Origin of the sequence: Lentzea sp. NPDC042327 (genome assembly GCF_040647275.1) — a bacterium.
Taxonomy (GTDB): Bacteria; Actinomycetota; Actinomycetes; order Mycobacteriales; family Pseudonocardiaceae; genus Lentzea.
Window position 1 is genome coordinate 299834 of record NZ_JBEZBX010000001.1, and the last position, 18647, is coordinate 318480.

The following is an 18647-nucleotide window of genomic DNA, read 5'->3' on the forward strand; positions in this document are numbered from 1 at the left end:
GCGTACCGACGGGGCGACGTTGCAACCGGCGGGACAGCACGGCGAGGGCCGCGCTGCCGGGTTCATGCGGCGAAGAACGGCGGAACGGGGTGGCAACCGGCGGCACCCCGGGCGGACGGGGTGCGACGGCGTGGGACTTCCTGCGGTACGGCGGTGGTGCGGTACGGCGGCGGAACAATCGCGGGGTGGTGCGGTCTTGCGGCGGAACGGTCCGTGCGGTGGCCTAGCGGCGCCGGGTGGCGCGCCTGGTCTGCTCCTCCTTCTCCGCGAGGAGCGTGGAGTTGTTGCTGAGGTGCCTGCGCATCGCGTCGCGGGCACGGGCCGGGTCGCGCGCCAGGATCGCCTCGTAGATCTCGGTGTGGTCGGCGGTGGCCTTGCGCAACGCGGCCGGTGCCTCGTTGGTGATGCGCCGGCTGGCCGTGCCGAGCCAGCGGGCGGAGTACATGATCCGGTCGAGGATGCGGTTGTCCGCGGCCCGGCAGATCTCCATGTGGAACTCGTGGTCCACCGCGAGGTAGGCGTTGGGGTCGGCCTCCAGCGAGGCCATGCGGCCGACCTCGTCCCTGAGCCGGTCGAGCGTCTCGTCGGTGACGCTCGCCGCGGCCATGGCGGCGAGCTCGGGTTCGAGCAGCACGCGCATCTGGTGCAGTTCCTGCAGCAGCTCGCCGACGATCTCCTGCGGCAGCCACTCGATCAGCAACGGGCTCAGGTAGTCCCACTCGGCGGGAGGGCGCACGACCACGCGGCGGCCCTGGGCGACCTCGACGATGTCGAGCGAGGCGAGGATCTTCAGCGTCTCCCGCGCCACGACCCTGGACACCCCGAACTCGCGGGAGATGTCGAGTTCGGACGGAGCCCGGCCGTCCTCCACGTCACCGCTGACGATGCGCCGGGTCAGGTGTGCGGCCACCTGCACCGGAAGGGTCCGGACCTTGACAGCGTCCGCGGACTCCTGTCCCCTTTGCATGTCATCAGCTTATAGGACAAGTTGCACACCGCGACAGTCTCCGTTCCTGTGCACCACCCGGCGACGGGAGAGCAATGCGGATCGTGAACGTCACGACAGCAGTGGTGGCCTACCACGGTGAGGCCACGCTGGTGCGGATCGACACCGACGAGGGCCTCAGCGGTTTCGGCGAGGCCAACCCCGACGCCGGCGCGGGAGCCGTCGTCGGAATGATCAACTCACTCACCCCGCTCCTGATCGGCGAGGACCCCCGCAACGTCGAACGGTGCTGGGAGAAGCTGCGCCGCAACAAGGTCTTCGCGGGCCCGCAGGGCGGGGTGTTCGTCATCGCCCTGTCCGGGATCGAGCTCGCGCTGTGGGACCTGGCGGGCAAGGCGGCGGGCCAGCCGGTGTACCGGATGCTCGGCGGGAAGTTCCGCGACCGCATCCGCCTCTACGCCGACTGCGGTGACGGCGACGACCCGGCGGGCTCGGTCTCCGGCTGCGTCGACCGGGCGCAGCGGATGGTCGCCGAGGGCTTCACCGCGCTGAAGTTCGACATCGACGACCTGCACCACCCGGACAAGTTCGACGCGTTCAACCACACGGTCAACACCGGCGAGCTGCGCTCGATGGTCGACCGCGTGGCGGCCGTGCGGGAGGCGATCGGACCGGACGTCGACCTGGCCATCGACCTGCACGCCCGCTACGACGTGCCGAGCGCGTGCCGGATCTCGTGGGAGCTCGAGCCGTTCAACCTGATGTGGCTGGAGGAACCGCTGCCGGCCGAGAACGTCGACGCGCTGGTGCGGGTGCGCGCGCAGACCCGCACACCGATCTGCGCGGGCGAGAACCTGTACCTGCGCTGGGGTTTCCGCGAGCTGCTCGAACGCGGCGCGGTGGACGTGATCGAGCCGGACGTGCCCAAGTGCGGTGGTCTCGCCGAGGCCAAGAAGATCGCGAACCTCGCGGAGCTGCACTACATCCCGTTCGCACCCCACCTGGTGTCGACGCCGTTGGGCACGATGGCCACCTCGCACCAGTGCGCGGCGATCCCCAACTTCTTCGTCCAGGAGTGGCACGCCCTCGACGAACGCGCGGTGTGGGACAGCTACGTCCAGGCACCGGACGGGAGCGGCTCGATCGTGAAGGACGGCTACATCACCGTTCCGGACACACCCGGAATCGGTGTGGAGCTGGACATGGACGGCGTGCGGGCCCACGCCGTCGAGGGCTACGGGGTGTTCGAGTAGCGCGCCGGGGGTCCGTGTCCTTTGTGGACGCGGGCCCTCCGCCTCCACCGGGCCGGATCCCCTGTTCGGCGGTGCCGCGTGCGGTACCGCGGGCATAGACAGGAGTCGTCCGCGGCCACGGGGAGGGGCGGTGCGATGACGGTGGAGCCGCGCGTGCGGGCCGGTGCGTCGTGACGGGCCGGGCGGTGCTCACCCTGCTCGCCGGCGTGGTCGTGCTGGCCGCGGGGATGGCGGCGACCTACCTGGCGGTCGCGGCGTTCATGCGGGTGTGGCGGCGGGCGCAGGCGAAGGGCTACACCGGCCCGCTCACGCCCGCCGTGCTCGCGACGTCCACCTTCGCCGGCCTGGTGGGCTGGCCGCTCCTCGTCGCCCTGGTGGTGCGGTCCGGCGACGGACCGGTCCTCACCGCCGTCGCCGTGCTCGGCGTCGCGGTGACGCTGGCCGGTCTCGCACTGGCCGTGCGCCTGGTGCCCGCACGCCCTGTCCGGTCCGGCCGGCGGCGACGGCCGCGCACACCGTTCCGCGTGCTGGGCAACGCGGCGGTGGCGGTCCCGCCGCTGCTGTACGTGCTGCTGGCGTTCAACGGGAAACCCGTGACCCTCGCGGTGCAGTCCATGCTGCCGACGGCGATGGCCTACGTCCTGTGCCACGCGGCGGCCCGGCGCGCGGACCGCCTCGACGCCCCACCCGCGGCCGATCCGCGTCCGGCCGTGGTGTGGATCCGCGGCTTCGGCAACGAACGCAGGCTGTTCGCCTTCCGGCGCCGCGAACCGGACGAGACGCGCGCCCGGCCGGAACTGCGGAAGGTGTTCCGCCGCCCGGAACCGATGGCGTTCGACGACTACTTCGCGCCGGCGATCGCACGGACCCTCGGCCGCGGCCACGGCCTCGGCAACCCGCGCGACTACCTCCCGCCCGAGGGCATCGACCGCCACTACGCGACCGACGACTCGTGGCGCGAGCAGTTCGCCGAGCTGGTGGCCGGCTCCCGCTGCGTGATCATGGCCCCTGGCGACTGGCCGGAGCTGCGGTACGAGCTCCGGGTGATCAGGGAGCTGGGGGCGCACCGCAGGCTGTTCGTGTTCACGCCACCGGCGGCGCGGGCGGGGCAGACCCGGCGGGTGAACCTGCTCAAGGGGTTCCCGCACGAGACGTGGGCCGACTTCGCCGCGGCTCTCGGTGACGACTCCGGCTACCGGGTCGGGCCGGATCCGGGGGCCGGGGCGGTGGTGGCGTTCGGCGACGACGGGGGTGCCGTCGTCGTGGCGCGCGGAGCCGAGGGGCCGGAGGACTACGTGGCGGCCGTGGTGCGGCACCTGGCCGAGGCCGAGGAGGGGGCACCACCGGAGTAGCCGGTACGGGGGTTCCCGCACCGCGGGCTGCGGCGCTCACCGCAGCCCGCGGGAGGGGTCATCGCACGGTGATGTTGGAGTTGCCGCTGCTGCGGTACCCCTCGGTCGCCATGATCATGTAGTAGTTGAAGCTGCCCAGCCGCATGTTCGCGCGGCTCCACGCGTCGAAGTGGTTCCCGGTGGTGATGGAACCGCCGGTGCGCCTTTGCTGACGGACGCTCCAGAACTGCGGGAAGGTCTTGTTGTTGCCTTCCACGGAAGGCGCGTTGTACCTCATCGTCTGGTAGATGTCGTACGTTCCGCCATCGGTGGTCACCGTGCCCTTGTAGGTGCCGGTGGGCCGGTAGTCGCCCCAGTTGTCGACGATGTAGTACTCGACGAGCGGATTCGACGTCCAGCCGTACAGGGTGAGATAGGCGTTGCCGGACGGGTTGAAGCTGCCGGAGTAGTTCACCGTGCGCCGGGAACCGTTGCTCCAGCCCTTGCCGCCGACGAAGTTGCCGACGTTGCTCCACGACGTGCTGTAGTTGCCGCCGGACCCGAGCTCCATGCAGACCCGGCCGCCGCCGTCGGTCCAGAACGAGTAGTAGTACCCGCCGTTGTTGCCCGTCTGGCTCGAACACGTGGCGGTGATGCCGACATCGGCGCCGGCGACGCCGGGTGTCAGCGACATGACCAGCGCGATGCAGGCACCGCGGACGAGCGTGGCCATGCGGCCGCGAACGCGGCCGGACGAGCGGGAAGTGGCCTCAGCCATGTGCAGTACTCCTCGTCGTCGAGGGTGGCACGGCAGCCGGGCAACGCGATGCGAGCCGCGAGGGCAGTGGTGATCGTGCTGGGGGCCGCCGTCGGTGCTGGCCTTTTCGGAAATGGCCAACTGCGTGGTTGCGACCGGCCGGCCCGGATTCGGCGGAGACCCAGGTCGACGGTGGCCGAACCTTTTCGGACACTAGCAGTGCCGACACGACTCCGTAAGGTTGCCGCGAAGTTTCGACAATGTTTCGAAACTTCGGTGGAAGTGCCAGAGGATCGCACTCCGGCATTTGTGGGCGGCTAAATTTTAGCGCCCGAAAAGCCGGGCGACGACATCTGGACCCGCGGGCGCTCGCGGGCTGAGGACTAAATGGATGGTCACTGCACGCTCCTGTCTGCAGGATGGGGTCGTGCAGACACACACCGGCCGGGGTTCCGCCGCGTTCGCGGTCCGCGAGGCGCACGACGACGACTGGCCGGGGATCTGGCCGATCATCCGGTCCGTCGTCACCGACCAGCGGACCATCCCGTACGACCCCGCCATGACCGAGGACGACGCCCGGCGGATGTGGGTGCTGCCCGCACCCGCGCGCGTGGTCGTGGCCGCCGGCGAGGGTCAGGTGCTCGGGACGGCGAACATGTACGCCAACCGCCAGGGCCCGGGAAGCCACGTCGCCTCGGGCACGCTGATGGTCGCCGAGCACGCGCGGGGTGCCGGGGTCGGGCGGGCGCTCACCACCGACCTGGTCGACTGGGCCCGGCGCACCGGTTTCGCCGCCGTCCAGTTCAACGCGGTCGTCGACACGAACACCGCCGCCGTCCGCCTCTACGAAAGCCTCGGGTTCGTCACGCTCGGCGTCGCTCCCGGGGCCTTCCGCCACCCCACCGAGGGCTTCGTGGGTCTTCGCATCATGTGGCTCGACCTGCAGCACACCCCGTAGGACACCGCAGGCCGGTGCCGCCACCAGTCGGTGACGGCACCGGCCTCGCACTCGGACCGGCCGAGCTACACCCGCTCGGCCTCCGCCGTCGTGGCGGGCTGGGCGCCGGGCTGACGGCGGTCCTCCAGCTTGATGTCGCACCTGCCGACCAGCGCGACACCGGCGCCGATCGTCGTGGCCACCGGAGCGGCCAGCGCCGCTACCACCCCGAGAGCCACCGGCACCTCCAGCACCACGTCGTCCTTGCTGTCGCGCACGACCACGCGGCGGTTGATGCCCTCGCTGACCAGCCCGCGAACGGCGTCGACCACCGAGTCGACGGCGGAACGGGCGGACTCGGGCTTGGACTCGCTCATGACTCTCCTAGAACCGTGGGTCTTCCCTGACGACTCCAGAGTGCCCGTGCGCGAGCGCGGTGCCATCAGGGTTTACCCCTGATCCGCACCTGATTCGACCCTCAGGGCCGATCCGGCCCCCAGGGGGCAACGACGTCCACTGTGGACATATTTTTCACCGATGTGAACTGTCAAGTTATTGTCCTGTAACGGATCGTTGGACGCGCCTAGCATGTTCTCGCGTGACGACAGCCGACGAGATCGAGACCATGAAGGCGGCGGCGCGGCGACACGTTCTCGCGGTGCAGAGCTCCCCGCTGGTCAACGGCAAGGCGGGCCCGTTCCTCGAAGACCTCGCCGACCGGTGTCTCGACGACGACTTCCACGACGCGCTCAAGCACACCGCGGCACAGCACCGGCTCGACGGCGCGGCCGACATCGCCGCGCTGCACCGGCTCCTGACCGACAACGGAGTCGTGGCCGAGCGGAACGGCGTGGTCCGGTTCGTCCCCGACCGGATGGGCGACTTCCTCGCCGCGTGCCGCGCGGTCCACGAGGACGAGGGCAGGCTCCGCTTCTGGTTGCGCCAGAAGGCGTTCCTGCGTCCCGGTGGCGCGTGGCGGAAGAACAGCGGGGTCGCGCAGTACCAGGTGGCGCTGTGGTGGGACACGGCCGAGGCGATGCTGCGCAAGCGGCTCGACGCCCTGCTGAGCCCCAAGCACGCCGACACCCACGTGCACTTCGTCGCCGAACTGCTCCACCGGCGCCTGGTACCCGCAGACGACCTGCGCGAGAAGACCGTCGGGGTGCTGCACGAGCAGCTCGCCGACCTCCGCAGGGAGGCCGGCGCGTGGCGGGCGTCGGTCGCCACGCTGCGCGAGCTCGAACCGGAGCAGACCGCCGACGCGCTGGAGCGGCTGGCCCGGCTGCGGAACCGGGACACGCCCTCCCTGCGCCGGTTCAACGCCGTCGAGGTGCTGACCGAGATGGACCCGGTGCGCGGTGAGCAGTGCCTGCGCCTGCTGGCGGGCACGCTCACCGGCGGTCGGACCGAACGGCTGGACGTGGCCGGGCTGATCTGGCGCCAGGAGGCCGCACTCGGCCTGCACGCCTACCGCTGCCTCGCGGCCGACCCGGACATGGGCGACCGGCGGCTGGACGCGGCCAGGCTCAGCGGCGACACCGCGCTGTGGGCCGGTCTGATCGGCCGCGAGGGCACCCTGAGCGATGCGGCACGGCTGGCGCACCTCGGGCAGCTGGCCGAGGCCGACGAGGCCGAGGCCGTCAGGACCGCCGAACGGTTCGCGGACAGCGCGAGCACCGAGACCACACCGGTCGCGATCGCCAGGGCGGTCCGCCCGTGGGACGCGCGGGTGGCGCTGCGCATCGCGGAGGGCGTCGCGTGGCCGCCCCGGCGCAAGATCGCCGGTCCCGTGCGGCTCGAGGCGGTGCACCTGATCGGCGACCTCGTGCCGTCCCGCCGCTTCTCCGACCTCGCCCGGCTCTCCCGCGAGGCAGAGGACGAGGAGACCCAGCTCGCCGCCGCGCTCTCCATCGTCGACCAGGGCGGCCCCGCCACCGCGCTGCACGCCTTCGCCGCGAACCCGAAGAAGAGCCGCGAGCGCCGGCTGGTCGGCGCCCGCAGGATCTGCGAGGCCGAACCGAAGCCCGGTGGCCTGCTGCTCATCGACATCGCCAAGACTCACAGGGCGGTGGACCGCGCCGGGGTCGAGCTGCTCCTGGAGGCGCTCAAGTTCGCGGCCGGCCCCGCCGCCGAGGCGCTGGAGAAGGTCGCACGGGACACCGGCAGGCCTGCAGAGCTGCGCATCCTCGCCGTCGAGTCCGGCGCGTTCGACAAGGCGAAGTCCATCACGCTCTGCGAGCTCATCGCGACCACCACCACCTCGGACAGGGACCTGATGCTCAAAGCCGCCCGCAAGGTCGTGGGGATGAAGAAGGACGCCGGCGAACAGCTGATGGCGCGGCTCGCCGAGCTGTTCCCCTCGGACATCTCCTTCCAGGTCAGCCTGCTGCGGGAGGCGGGCGGCCGGGGCAAGGGGAAGCTGCGGCAGATCGGCTTGTTCGCGCAGTCGGCGGACCACCGGCTGGACGCCGCGAAGGCGCTCGTGGGCATCGACCGGAAGTTCGCCGCCGAGGTGATCGACAAGATCGTGAAGAAGCGCCGTGCGGGCGAGGTCCGCATCGAGGCCGCCTGCCTGCTGCCCGGTGAGCAGCGGCTCAAGTGGTTGCTGCACGTCGTCGGCGACCTCGACACCGACGCAGTCCGCTTCGAGGCGGGGCGCAAGGCCGTGGAGGTGGACGAGGAGCGCGGGAAGGAAGCACTGCGGAGGTTTGCGGAGGACCACCGGGTCTCCCGGCGCACGCGCGAGGAGATCAAGGCGTTCCTCGGCCGGTGAGGTGGCGGCTCCCAGCCGGAGCTGCCGGTCAGGCGACCTTCACCAGGCACCTCGGTGACCGGTGAGACCGGCTGACGGACGAACCCGCGTCTGTCCGCCGCGCTGATCCGACGCCGGGCCGAGTCGCTGCCGTGATCACGGGGACGCAGGCTGTCCGGCATGAGAGCTGGGGGATTCCTGCGCTGGGTGGCGCATCCGGTGTCGCTCGGGGCCGCCGCGGTGCTGCTGCTGAACGACCACGTGCTCAAGCGGGCGTGGCCGGGTCTCGTCACCGGCAAGCTGAGCGACGTCGCCGGTCTGGTGGTGGCACCGGCCGTGCTGGGCCTGCTGGCCGGCCTGTTGCGCGCGGGCCGGGCGGGTGCGGCGGCCGCGGTGGTGCTGACCGGTGCCGGGTTCGCGTGGGTCAAGACGACCGCGGTGGGCGCGGAGGTCGCGTCGGCGGCGTGGTCGCTCGTCAACGGCCCGTCGGTGGTGCTGGCCGACCCGACGGACCTGGTGGCGCTCCCGGCGCTCGGCCTCGCCTGGTGGACGTGGCGGCGTGCGGCGGCCGCTCCCCCGCTGCCCGACGGCCTCGCGCACCGGCTGCGGGTGGTGCTCGCCGTCCCGTTCGCGGTGCTGGCGGTCGGCGCGACCTCGGCGCCCTACGTCTCGCTGCCGGCCGTCGACTCCGTGCGGGCCGCGGACGGCGGACGGGTCGTGGTCGAGATCGAGGAGCGGTTCTACGGCTCCCCCACCGGCCTCGGCGACTGGACCCCGCTGCCGCAGCCCCCGCCCGAACACCGGCTCCAGACCGAGGCGTGCGTGCCCGGCACCGCCGCACACTGCTACCGCGTGCACGGCGGCGGCGAGCTGGACCTCGACGAGACCCCGCCCCGCGGCGGCCGCCTGCTCGGCGTCGACGAGACGACCGACGGCGGCCGGACCTGGCGCACCGCCTGGGAGGTGCCGGCCGCGCGGTGGTCGTTCATCGAACGCCGGCACCTGATCCCCAGCGGCGTCGACCGCAGCTCCAAGATCGCCAGCGTGGACCTGCTGGTCCGGCAGGTGCCGGGCGGGCACGAGGTGTTCGTGGCCAACGGCGCCGAGGGCATGGCCGTCCGCGGCACCGACGGCACGTGGCGCGCCGTGCCGGTCGTGGTCCCCGCGACCGGACTGGACGTCCGCCCCTCCCCGCTCACCGGGTTCGGCCAGGTCATCGGGGACCACGTGCGGCACGCCGGCCTGGTCACCGCACTGGCCCTGCTGCTCGGCATGGCGGTGGCCGTCAGCCGGTCCCGCACCCGCCCCAAGACGTTGCTGCCGTTCGCCGCCCTGCTCGCGTCGTCCCTGCCGGTCGCCGGTTGGGTGAGCTTCTTCTTCACCACGGCGGACGAGACCACGCCCGCGCCGCTGCTCTACGCGCTCGGCGTGGCGGCGGTCGGCGTCACCCTGACCCTGGTCCAGGACTCCGTGCCCCGGCGTCGCGCCGTGGTGGTCGGTGTCGCCGCGGTGCTCGCGGGCGTCGCGTTCCTGGCCCCGCTGCTCGGCTGGACGGCCGGCTGGCCGGCCGACCACGACCTCGCCACGCAGCTGGGGCTGGTCACCGCGGTGGTGTGGTCGTTCGTGATGTGCGCGGCCGGGTGGTGGGCCGGTTCCGCTGCTCCGAACCGTCCCGAGTGGACTCCGTCGCGATAGGACAAGCGTTTGTGGACGCGGTCAGACCCCGGCCGGGCACACGTCGTTCTCCGCCGCGCCCCGGCGGCGCCGGTCGGCAGCGGTGTGCGCCAGCACGACGGCGGCCTTCTCGGGCGCGAGGAAGCGCAACCCCATGAAGTTGTCGCCGGTGCTGAAACCCGGCAACGCCCAGATCTCCTCGTAGGGCATCAGCACCGGCCAGTACCGTCGGAGGCTGTAAACGTTGCTCCACAAGCACTTCGAGGGATCGGGCCGCCACAGCCGGCGCGCGAACGCCGGGTCGCGGAACGAGTGCCCCACCTCGCCGATGGCCAGCACGTGCTTGCGGCCGGTGAGCAGCACGACGTCACCGGTGGTCACGGTGTCCATCCTGCGGTCGTGCTTGGCCGTCGCACCCCAGAACCGCGCCCGGCCACTCGGGTGCACGGCCGCCAGCCGCGCCGAGTCCGCCGGATCGGGGTCGAACGCGCGGAACTCGACCGCGCGTTCCAGCGAGTCGGCCCAGTGCCTGCGCGCTCCGGGTGTGCCGTACGAGGGCTGGATGAAGACCTGCACCACGGCTCTCACGCTACCCAAGCCCGGTCTCGGTGTCGGCGCGGGCCAGGTGCGCGGGTCAAGCGCGTGGTGCTGCTGCGCGAAAGACAAGGCCCTGACTCGGACCGAGTCAGGGCCTTGTCAGGTCGTCGCGTCGGTCGGCGACCTAGCCGAACTGCATGGATGCCGTGGACAGAGTGGTTTCAGAAGCCGCGTAGGCCACTGACGGCTCGCTTGGGTTCACGAGCGCGGTGGCGATCCCGAAGAGGACGAGCGCCAACACTCCCACGATTTTGATACGGCTGGGCAACGTAGGCCTTTCTCCATGACGTGTCTGGTGCGCAAGATCTTGTCAGCTCACCAAGGAGCACCTGTCGCCGCCCCACCCTAAGCAACCAGCCGTTCCATCTACGGGCACGCTGACGCCACTAGTCATGCATAACCAACGGCGCCGCGCAGACACCTTCGAGTGAAAATAAACTACGTTCTGTATGTCTAAAGCTGAGCTGAATGACGTCCACAAAGGTGAACGCGCTATTCCAATCCGGTGAGCCTAGGCGCGATTCCACCGCTGTTCCGGTCCTGCGTCTCGGATTGAAGACGCGTCTGGGGCACCGGTGGTTGCGTGAAACCGGCGACCTCCCGGAGCTGGGCCTCGATGCCGTCCGCCCGCCGGTCCCCCAGGTCGTGGAAGGCGTCGGCGGCCAGCCGCCACCGCCGCACGGCGGAGTCGAGCTCGCCGCTCTTCCAGTCGATCTGCGCCAGCAGGTCGAGCGCGACCGCTTCGACCTCGCGGTCGCTGTCCTGGGACAGCTCCAGCGCACGGGACGCGTAGTGCCTCGCTCCGGCGAGGTCGGCGCTGTCCCTGGCGATGGCGCTGAGCAACGTCAGCACTGAGGCTTCGCCGACGCGCTTGCGCGCGAGCTGGAACATCCCGACGGCCAGGTGGCAGTGGCCCAGGGCGCCCAGCGGCTGGCCTCGGCCGAAGGCCAGGCGGGCCAGGGCCAGGAGGCTGTCGCCCTGGCCGCTCGTGTCGCCCAGCCGTTCCCTCAGGTGCAGCGCCTGGTACAGGTAGGACGTGGCCTCGTCCAAGCGGTTGCCGCGCAGGCAGGTCTCGCCCAGCCGGTGCAGGATGCCGGCCTTGGTGTCCTCCCGCGCGGTGAGTGCGAGTGCCCGCTGGTACATGGCGATCGCGGTCGACACGGTCTCGGCTCCGCGCAGCCACTCGGCCTCGTTGCGCAGCAGGACGGCGAGCGTCTCGGGGTCGTCGCGGTCGCCGAAGAGCGCCCGCGCCTCGCGGAAGTACCGGTCCGCCGACTCGTAGTCGCGTCGCACCCGCATGAAGACGAATCCGGCGTTCTGGAGCGTGTCGATCAGCACGGTGTCGTCCCCGCACGCGCGGGCGGCTTCCACGCCGACCCTCATCACCGCCAAAAGTGAGTCGTAGCGCCCGTAGCGGTAGAACAGCTCGCCTACGCCGTTGGCCAACCTCCATGCGTGTTCCGGGTCGGCCACGGACTGGATCACAGCAACCAGCGCAGCTTCCTCCTGAAGGCACCACTGCGCGACATCGTTGTCATCGGCGAAGTCCCGCTCGCGCACGCCGGAGGGCATCGGCAACGTCGGTACCTCGCGCCGGAAGCCGAACAGGCGGCGGTCCGCGTTGTGCACGGCGCGCGTGTACCAGGCCAGCATCCGGCCGACCGCCGCCGCCCGCTCCTCCGGCTCCTCGTCCAGCTCGGCCCGTTCCGCCGCGAACTCGCGCAGCAGGTCGTGCAACCCGAAGCGGTCGTCGTCCTTCGCCTCGACCAGCCTCGTCCACACCAGGGCTTCGACCAGCTCACGCGCGTCCTCGCGGTCGGCACCGGCCAGCGCGGCCACGATGTCGAGCGACACCTCGCGCACGGGGTGCAGGCCCAGCAACCGGAACAGGTGCGCCTGCGCCTCGGTCAGGCTGCGGTAGGACAGCCGGAACGCGGCGCGGATGCTGCCGGACGAGCCGTTGCCCAGCGACAGCACCGCCCGGTCGCGCACCAGCAGCCGGACGAAGTCGTCGAGCGAGCGCCGGGGCTGCGCGGCGACCTGCTCGCCGATCAGCTGCATCGCGAGCGGCATGCCCGCCGCCAGGTCGGCGAGCCTCGCCACCGGGGCCACCTGTCCCCTGTCGCCGAGCCGGTTCGCCATCCAGGTGATGATGTCGTTGCGCTCCAACGGGTCCACGGTCAGGCACCGGGCCCGGTAGTACACCGCCAGCTCGCTCAGCCGCGCTCTGCTGGTGATCAGCACCAGGCAGTTCGACAGGGCGGGCAGCAGCGGCCGGACGTGCTCGGCGTCCGCCACGTTGTCCAGCACCACCAGCATCCGCCGGTTCGCGAGGAGCTCGCGTAGCCGCGCCGTGCGGGCCTCGAGCGACGGGATCGAGTCCGCCGCGATGCCGAACGCCGCCAGGAGCTCCTTCACCACCTGGGCCGCCTCGACGCGCGGGCCGTCCGCCACGCCGTCCAGCGCGGCGAACCAGTAGCCGTCGGGGAACCGGGACCGCACCGACCACGCCCAGTGCACCGCGAGCGTCGTCTTGCCCACGCCCGGCGGCCCGTCGAGAGCGACGAGCCGGGGCTGCGGGTGCGGGACGACGAGGTCGGTCAGCTCCGCCAGCAGCTCCTGCTGCCCGACGAACGCGTCGGTGTCGTGCGGCAGGTACCGCGGTCGCGGGCCCTCGGCCAGCGGTGCGCGCTGTCCCGCGTACCGGACACGCAGCTCCTCGTGGAACCGGTGCAGCTCCTCCTCGGAACCGTCGCCGATCTCGGTCTGGATCCGCCGCCGCACGTCGAGGTAGTACCGCACCGCCTCGACCCGCTTGCGCAGCCCGTACAACGCGATCAGCCGATGACGTGCCAGCATCACGTCCAGGTCGTGCGCCGGCTGGACCTCGTTGAGGTGGAACAACATCTGCTCGTGGCGGCCGAGCTTCCCCAGGCTGTAGAGCAGCCCGTTGACGGCCGTCAGGTACTGGTCGCGCAGGAACACCCGGCGCCGGTCGCGGGCCACGTCGCTGTCAAGGTCGGCGAGCGGCTCGTCGCCCAGCAACGCGATCGCTCGTTCCGACAGGGCGCACGCCCTCTCGTGGTCCGGCTCCGGCCGGTGCGCCGCGGACTTCGCCTCCCGCACGAGCTCGTCGAAGGCGAAGAAGTCGATCAGCGAGCGGTCGACCTCGAGCCGGTAGGCGCGTTCCTCGTTCGAGATGACCCCCGGCAGACCACGCGACTGCAAAGCGGACCGAATCCGCGTGATGTTGGTCTGCAAAGTGCCGTACGGATTGGCGGGCGGCTCATCACCCCACACCCATTCCGCAATGGTGCGCACGGACAGCGACCTGTTCGCGTGCAACAACAGAACGGCCAGCACGGCCCGCTCTTTCGGCTTGCCCCAGTCCGCGCTCAACCCGCCGGCTGTGCGCAGCCGCGTACGCCCGAGAATCCCGAATGCGATCTCCACCCGCGCCACCCCTCGCCAGGCGCATCTCCCGTCAAGCAGTGTGCCGCCTGCCGACCGCACTTTCCAGCATCGTTGTGAGTTCGAAGCCGGAAAGCGCAATGAAACCCGCGGAGTCCACGACGTGTGGAAAACGCCTTCCAACCATCCCCGCAACAGGCTCCCACCTGCGCGTTCTGCGCATTCACCGCACACGGAAAGCGATTCGAGCAGAGTCGTGCCGCACCTTGGTGTCCACAAATTCCGACCAGGAGGTGTGTTGTGGACGTTGTCGTCATCGGGCTCGGGTTCACCGGGCTCCCCACCGCGGTCGCCGCGGCCCGCGCCGGCATGACGGTGCTCGGGGTCGACGCGAGCCGGGAGCGGATCGGGGAGATCACCGAACAGCGACCGGGCTGCGGGCGCGGCACGGTCGACGAGCAGGACCTGGGCGGTGCGCTCGCGAGCGGCCGCCTCCGGCTGCGGCACAGCGCGGACGGCATCCCGCACTCGGGGACCTACGTGCTGTGCGTGCCGACTCCCGCCGACCACCGCGGCAGGCTCGACGTGTCGATGCTGAACCAGGCCGCCGACGACGTGGCCCGGTCGATGCGGCCGGGTGCGCTGGTGCTGGTCCAGAGCACGTGCGCGCCCGGCACGGTCGAGGAGGTGCTGCTGCCGCGCATCGCCGCCATGTCCGGGCTGCGCCCCGGCCTCGACTTCCACCTCGCCCACTCGCCGGTGCGCACGGATCCGGGCAACGTCTCGGTGGACACCGTGCCGCGCGTCGTCGCCGGCCACACGCCCCGGTGCACCGAGCTCGCGGTCCGGTTCGTCGGCCGGGTCGCGGACCGCGTCGTGCCCGTCAGCTCCCCGCGCGCCGCCGAGCTCGTGAAGGTCTTCGAGAACACGTTCCGGATGGTGAACATCTCGCTCGCCTGCGAGCTGGCCGCGCTGTGCCGCGCCCAGCGGGTCGACGTCGACGAGGTGCTCGCCGCCGCGGGCACCAAGCCGTACGGCTTCCTGCGGCACCGGCCCGGCCCCGGCGCGGGCGGCGACTGCGTGCCCGTGTCGGCCGGGTTCTTCACGGCCAGCGCCCGCAGGTACGGCCTGCACTCGCCGGTCGTCGACGCGGCCATCGCGGTGAACGAGGCGATGCCCGCCCACACCGTGCATCGGGTGCGGGAAGCGCTCGCGGCCCGCGGCCTGCCACCCCTGCGGCGCTGCCGGGTGCTCGTGGCCGGCGTGACCTACAAGCCCGACACCGCCAACGTGCGGCAGTCCGCGGCGGTGCGCGTGCTCAACGAGCTCGCGGCCGAGGCGGAGGTCGCCTACCACGACCCGTACATCCCGGAACTGGTGCTGGACAACGGGACCGTGCTGCGCTCCCAGCCCGTCACGGCACCGGCCGACCTCGTGCTGGTCATGACCAGGCACGCGGCGAAGGACCCCGTGCGGCGCGCCGACGTCCCCGTCTTCGACTGCTCCTCCGGCGACCCGGTCGAGGTCGCGTGATGTGGGCACCGTTCGGCCAGGGCGCGGCACGGCGGGTGACCGTGCCGGACTGCCACCAGGTGCTCGTCCTCGTACCGCACGTGGTGGCGGGCACCCGGCTGATGGACGTGCTGACGTTGCTGGAGGCCGACCACCGCGTGCAGGTCGTGTGCACGGTGCCCACCGGCGCCCCGCCCGGCACCGAGGAGTTCGTGCTCGCCCGAGGCGCGCTGCTCGTTCCGTGGGCACAGGCGACGTGGCACCGGTTCGACCTCGTGCTCGCCGCCAGCCGCCAGGACGTGGACCGGGTGCACGGCCCGGTCCTCGTCCTGCCGCACGGCGCCAGCGCCGCGAAGTCCCGCCGGCTGCACGGGCACGGCCTCGACCGCGCCTCACTGACGCGCGCGGGCCGCGTGGTACCCGCCGCGATCGTGCTGGCCCACGACGACGAGCTCCGGTTGCTCGCCGACGCCTGCCCCGAGGCCCTGCCGCACGCGGTGGTGGCGGGAGACCTCTGCCTCGACCGGATGCGCGCCTCCCTGCCGTTGCGCGCGGAGTACCGCACGGCGGCGGGCATCGGCGAGGACGAGACGCTGGTGGCGGTGAGCTCGACGTGGTCGCCGTCGTCGACGTTCGGCAGCCGCCCCTGGCTGTACCGGGAGCTGCTGCGCGAACACCGGGTCGCGGCGGTGCTCCACCCGAACATCTGGCAGGTGCACGGCGCCTGGCAGGTCCGGGCCTGGCTGGCCGACTGCACCGGCCTCGTCGTCGTGCCACCGGAGGAGGGCTGGCGGGCGGTCGTGGTCGCGAGCGACGCCGTCGTGGGCGACCACGGCTCCGTGACGCAGTACGCCGCGGCCCTCGGGGTGCCGGTCGTCCTCGCGAGCAGCCCGCGGGTGCGACCGGACAGCTTCGCGGACCAGCTCGACCGGCACGCCCCGCGGCTCGACCACACCCGCCCCGTCCTGGAACAGGCCCGACGGGTGCCGCTCACGATCAGCTCCCGCCCCGGCGAGGCGGCGGCGATCCTGCGCCGCACGATGTACCGGCTGCTCGGGCTGACCGAACCGGCGCGCGCCTGCCGCGCGGAACCGGTTCCGGTGCACCATGGCTGAGCACGGTGTCGCACGGGTCGGCGAGCTGCTCGTCGTGCACCTGAGCGCCGGGCCGAGGTGGCGGAACCTCGCCGACGTGCTGGTGGGCCCGCCGATGCCGTCAGTGCGGGTCGCGCTGGCCCTCGCCGCCCGCCTGGCCGGGAACCACGTGGGGTGCGGACTCGTGCTCGTGCCGGTCGAGGAGGGCTCGGATGCGCACCGCCGTGGGATCAGCGGGATCGCCGTAGCACGCCAGCGCGGAGCGGTAGTGGTCCCGCGCCTCCTCCGGGCTCTCCGCGAGCCCGGCCAGCGCCAGGAACACGTCCGCGCGGTGGAAGGGTGACGTGCGCAGGTCGTTGCCCGCCGAGTCGAGCAACGACCGCGCCCGGTCGACCTGACCCGCCGCGGCGCAGGCACGAGCGAGGAACGTCCGCACCCGCGCCCGCTCGGCGGGGTCGTCGAGCAGCTCCTCCGCCAGCTCCAGCTCCACGACCGCCTCGTCCACCCGGCCGAGCTCCAGCAACGCCTCACCGATGCGGCGCCGGGCCAACCCGGCACCGCGGTCCCGGCCGCGGTCGAGGCGCACGGCGAGCACCCGGCGGAAGCACTCCAGCGCCGCCTCCGGCGCACCCCGGCCGAGGTGCACCCGGCCGAGCATCGACAGGGCCGTCGTCTCGCTCACCGGGTCGTCCAGCCCGGCCGCCAGCACCGCGTCCAGCTCGGCGACCGCCTCGTCGTACCGGCCCAGGTTGACGTACGCCATCGCGAGCCTGGTGCCGAGCCGGGCAGCGGCCAACGGCTGACCGCACTCCCGCGCCGCCGGGATCGCCAGGCGGTGGGTCTCCACCCAGTCCGTGTAGTAGTGGCGGTGCAGGAAGAGCGCCCACATCGGTTCGCACAGCTGCCAGACCAGCTCCGGCCAGCCACACGAGTGCGCGCAGTGCAGTGCCGCCACGAGGTTCACGCGTTCCCGTTCGAACCAGTCGAGGGAACCGCCCGGCATCGCCGCGATCGAGCCGTAGGCAGGCCCGACGCGCTGGTGGACCGGCATCACCGCGACGTCGGCCGAGACGGCCGCGGCCAGGTACCACTCCAGCACCCGCCTCAACCCCGGCTCACGGGCGGCGTCGGGCTTGCTCCGCGCGTGCGTCCGCAGCATGTCGTGGTAGCGGAACCGGTTGTCGGCGATCTCGGTGAGCAGGTTCTTCTCGACGAGCTCCTCGAGCGCGTCCTCGACGTCGCCCACCCGCTCGCCGACCATCGCGGCGGCCACCTCGGCGCCGAACCACGGCCCCGGCAACCAGGCGCACAACCGGTACAACCGCGCCTGCTCGACCGGGAGGTCCACATAGGACCGGTCGAGCACCGATCCGACCGACGCCGCCTCGTCCAGCTCCGGCAACCCGTCGTCGCGCAACTCGCACAGCTCCCGTCCGAGCGACCGCCGCGGCCGCGTCGACAGCCGCGCACCCACCACGGACAGCGCCACCGGCAACCCGCCGCACAACCGGGCCAGCTCCCCCGCCGCATCGGGTTCCGCGGCCGTCCGGCCGTCCTTGATGATCGTGTCGAGCAGCCGCACGGAGTCCGTCAGCCCCAACGGCTCCACCTCGACGAACCGGGCACCGTCGAGCCCCAGCGGGGTCAGCCGCCACCGGCTGGTCACCACGACCGTCCCCGCCGCCGGCAGCAGCGGCCGGACCTGCGCCGCGGACGCGGCGTTGTCGAGCAGCACCGCGAACACCCGTCCCGCCGTGGCCGACCGGAACATCGCCTGCCGCGCCGCCAGCGACTCCGGCACGTCCACCGCGCCCAGGGCGTGCAGGAACCACTCCAGCACCACCTCGGGAGCGGTCGGCCCCTCGGGTGCGTGCGCGCCCAGGTCGACGTAGAGCTGGCCGTCCGGGAACTCGGCTCGCCGGTCGTGCAGCCAGCGCAGCGCCAGCGACGTCTTCCCGACACCGCCGGGACCGCTGAGGACCAGCAACGGCCACCCGTCCAACGACGCCAACTCGTGCGCACGGCTGACGAAACACCGCGGTGCCGGCGGTAGCTGGAACGGCACCGGCGCGGATCGTCCGCCGTGCACGTGCACGACGCCGATCTGCCCCGCCTGCACCACCTGACCCGCGCTGCCCGACATCACATTTCGCACTGGACCGGCCTCCCCGCCGTTTCACGCTACGGCGTGGAGGCGGGTCAATCAGCCATCACACGGAGTGATTTTAATTCAGTCTACACTGAAGTAATCATCAAGATGGAGGTAACCTGGACCGGCGGCGTCCGCTGACGTCCGTGAGGAGAACGCCCGACGACACGGGCCCGTCGCGGTCGGTGCCGCCGGGACCGCGCGAGACGCTCGCGGACCTGTTGCAGCGCTACG

At 72.0% G+C, this 18647-nt stretch carries 13 protein-coding genes; 7 read left to right on the top strand and 6 right to left on the bottom strand.

Features of this window, described 5'->3' with window-relative positions:
* Positions 1-223 precede the first annotated feature (223 nt).
* Positions 224-967, bottom strand: coding sequence for an FCD domain-containing protein (locus AB0A63_RS01020; RefSeq protein ID WP_360383804.1), 744 nt, complete (start codon positions 965-967; stop codon positions 224-226).
* Between the two features lie 74 nt (positions 968-1041).
* Here AB0A63_RS01020 and AB0A63_RS01025 point away from each other — a divergent pair, with 74 nt between their 5' ends.
* On the top strand, positions 1042-2199 hold the full coding sequence (locus AB0A63_RS01025; RefSeq protein ID WP_360383806.1) for a mandelate racemase/muconate lactonizing enzyme family protein: 1158 nt from the start codon (positions 1042-1044) through the stop codon (positions 2197-2199).
* A gap of 170 nt (positions 2200-2369) precedes the next feature.
* Positions 2370-3551 (top strand): hypothetical protein, encoded by a 1182-nt coding sequence (locus AB0A63_RS01030; RefSeq protein WP_360383809.1) that lies wholly within the window; start codon positions 2370-2372, stop codon positions 3549-3551.
* Between the two features lie 58 nt (positions 3552-3609).
* On the opposite strand, the gene AB0A63_RS01035 is transcribed toward AB0A63_RS01030, so the two are convergent.
* Positions 3610-4263, bottom strand: a complete 654-nt coding sequence (locus AB0A63_RS01035; RefSeq protein ID WP_360384956.1) for a glycoside hydrolase family 11 protein — start codon at positions 4261-4263, stop codon at positions 3610-3612.
* Positions 4264-4714: 451 nt separating this feature from the next.
* Here AB0A63_RS01035 and AB0A63_RS01040 point away from each other — a divergent pair, with 451 nt between their 5' ends.
* Entirely contained in the window at positions 4715-5245 is a 531-nt protein-coding gene (locus tag AB0A63_RS01040) for a GNAT family N-acetyltransferase (RefSeq protein WP_360383811.1), read from the top strand.
* Positions 5246-5310: 65 nt separating this feature from the next.
* On the opposite strand, the gene AB0A63_RS01045 is transcribed toward AB0A63_RS01040, so the two are convergent.
* Positions 5311-5601 carry a DUF4342 domain-containing protein gene (locus AB0A63_RS01045; protein ID WP_360383813.1) on the bottom strand — a complete coding sequence of 97 codons (291 nt, stop codon included), beginning with the start codon at positions 5599-5601 and terminating at the stop codon, positions 5311-5313.
* 221 nt (positions 5602-5822) lie between these two features.
* Between AB0A63_RS01045 and AB0A63_RS01050 the strand changes: the two genes are divergently transcribed.
* Together AB0A63_RS01050 and AB0A63_RS01055 are read left to right on the top strand one after the other, a co-directional pair.
* The gene (locus tag AB0A63_RS01050; protein ID WP_360383815.1) at positions 5823-7997 is read left to right on the top strand and encodes a hypothetical protein; all 2175 of its coding nucleotides are present in this window, start codon (positions 5823-5825) and stop codon (positions 7995-7997) included.
* Between the two features lie 159 nt (positions 7998-8156).
* Positions 8157-9671, top strand: coding sequence for a hypothetical protein (locus AB0A63_RS01055; protein ID WP_360383817.1), 1515 nt, complete (start codon positions 8157-8159; stop codon positions 9669-9671).
* Positions 9672-9692: 21 nt separating this feature from the next.
* On the opposite strand, the gene AB0A63_RS01060 is transcribed toward AB0A63_RS01055, so the two are convergent.
* Together AB0A63_RS01060 and AB0A63_RS01065 are read right to left on the bottom strand one after the other, a co-directional pair.
* Entirely contained in the window at positions 9693-10229 is a 537-nt protein-coding gene (locus AB0A63_RS01060) for a hypothetical protein (protein WP_360383820.1), read from the bottom strand.
* Between the two features lie 510 nt (positions 10230-10739).
* The gene (locus tag AB0A63_RS01065; protein ID WP_360383822.1) at positions 10740-13700 is read right to left on the bottom strand and encodes a BTAD domain-containing putative transcriptional regulator; all 2961 of its coding nucleotides are present in this window, start codon (positions 13698-13700) and stop codon (positions 10740-10742) included.
* Positions 13701-13958: 258 nt separating this feature from the next.
* On the opposite strand from AB0A63_RS01065, the gene AB0A63_RS01070 reads away from it, so the two are divergent.
* Complete coding sequence (locus AB0A63_RS01070) at positions 13959-15191, top strand: nucleotide sugar dehydrogenase (protein ID WP_360383825.1); 1233 nt, start codon at positions 13959-13961, stop codon at positions 15189-15191.
* Positions 15191-16285 carry a hypothetical protein gene (locus AB0A63_RS01075; RefSeq protein WP_360383828.1) on the top strand — a complete coding sequence of 365 codons (1095 nt, stop codon included), beginning with the start codon at positions 15191-15193 and terminating at the stop codon, positions 16283-16285. Before AB0A63_RS01070 ends, AB0A63_RS01075 begins: the two co-directional genes overlap by 1 nt.
* 100 nt (positions 16286-16385) lie before the next feature.
* Here the strand turns inward: AB0A63_RS01075 and AB0A63_RS01080 are convergent, their stop codons facing one another.
* Positions 16386-18419, bottom strand: a complete 2034-nt coding sequence (locus AB0A63_RS01080; protein WP_360383830.1) for a tetratricopeptide repeat protein — start codon at positions 18417-18419, stop codon at positions 16386-16388.
* Between the last annotated feature and the right edge of the window lie 228 nt (positions 18420-18647).

What these genes read in the sequence shown, in the direction of transcription:
- AB0A63_RS01020 (WP_360383804.1), bottom strand. Translation starts at nt 967, where the DNA reads ATGCAAAGGGGACAGGAGTCCGCGGACGCTGTCAAGGTCCGGACCCTT.
- AB0A63_RS01025 (WP_360383806.1), top strand. Translation starts at nt 1,042, where the DNA reads ATGCGGATCGTGAACGTCACGACAGCAGTGGTGGCCTACCACGGTGAG.
- AB0A63_RS01035 (WP_360384956.1), bottom strand. Translation starts at nt 4,263, where the DNA reads ATGGCCACGCTCGTCCGCGGTGCCTGCATCGCGCTGGTCATGTCGCTG.
- AB0A63_RS01045 (WP_360383813.1), bottom strand. Translation starts at nt 5,601, where the DNA reads ATGAGCGAGTCCAAGCCCGAGTCCGCCCGTTCCGCCGTCGACTCGGTG.
- AB0A63_RS01055 (WP_360383817.1), top strand. Translation starts at nt 8,157, where the DNA reads ATGAGAGCTGGGGGATTCCTGCGCTGGGTGGCGCATCCGGTGTCGCTC.
- AB0A63_RS01075 (WP_360383828.1), top strand. Translation starts at nt 15,191, where the DNA reads ATGTGGGCACCGTTCGGCCAGGGCGCGGCACGGCGGGTGACCGTGCCG.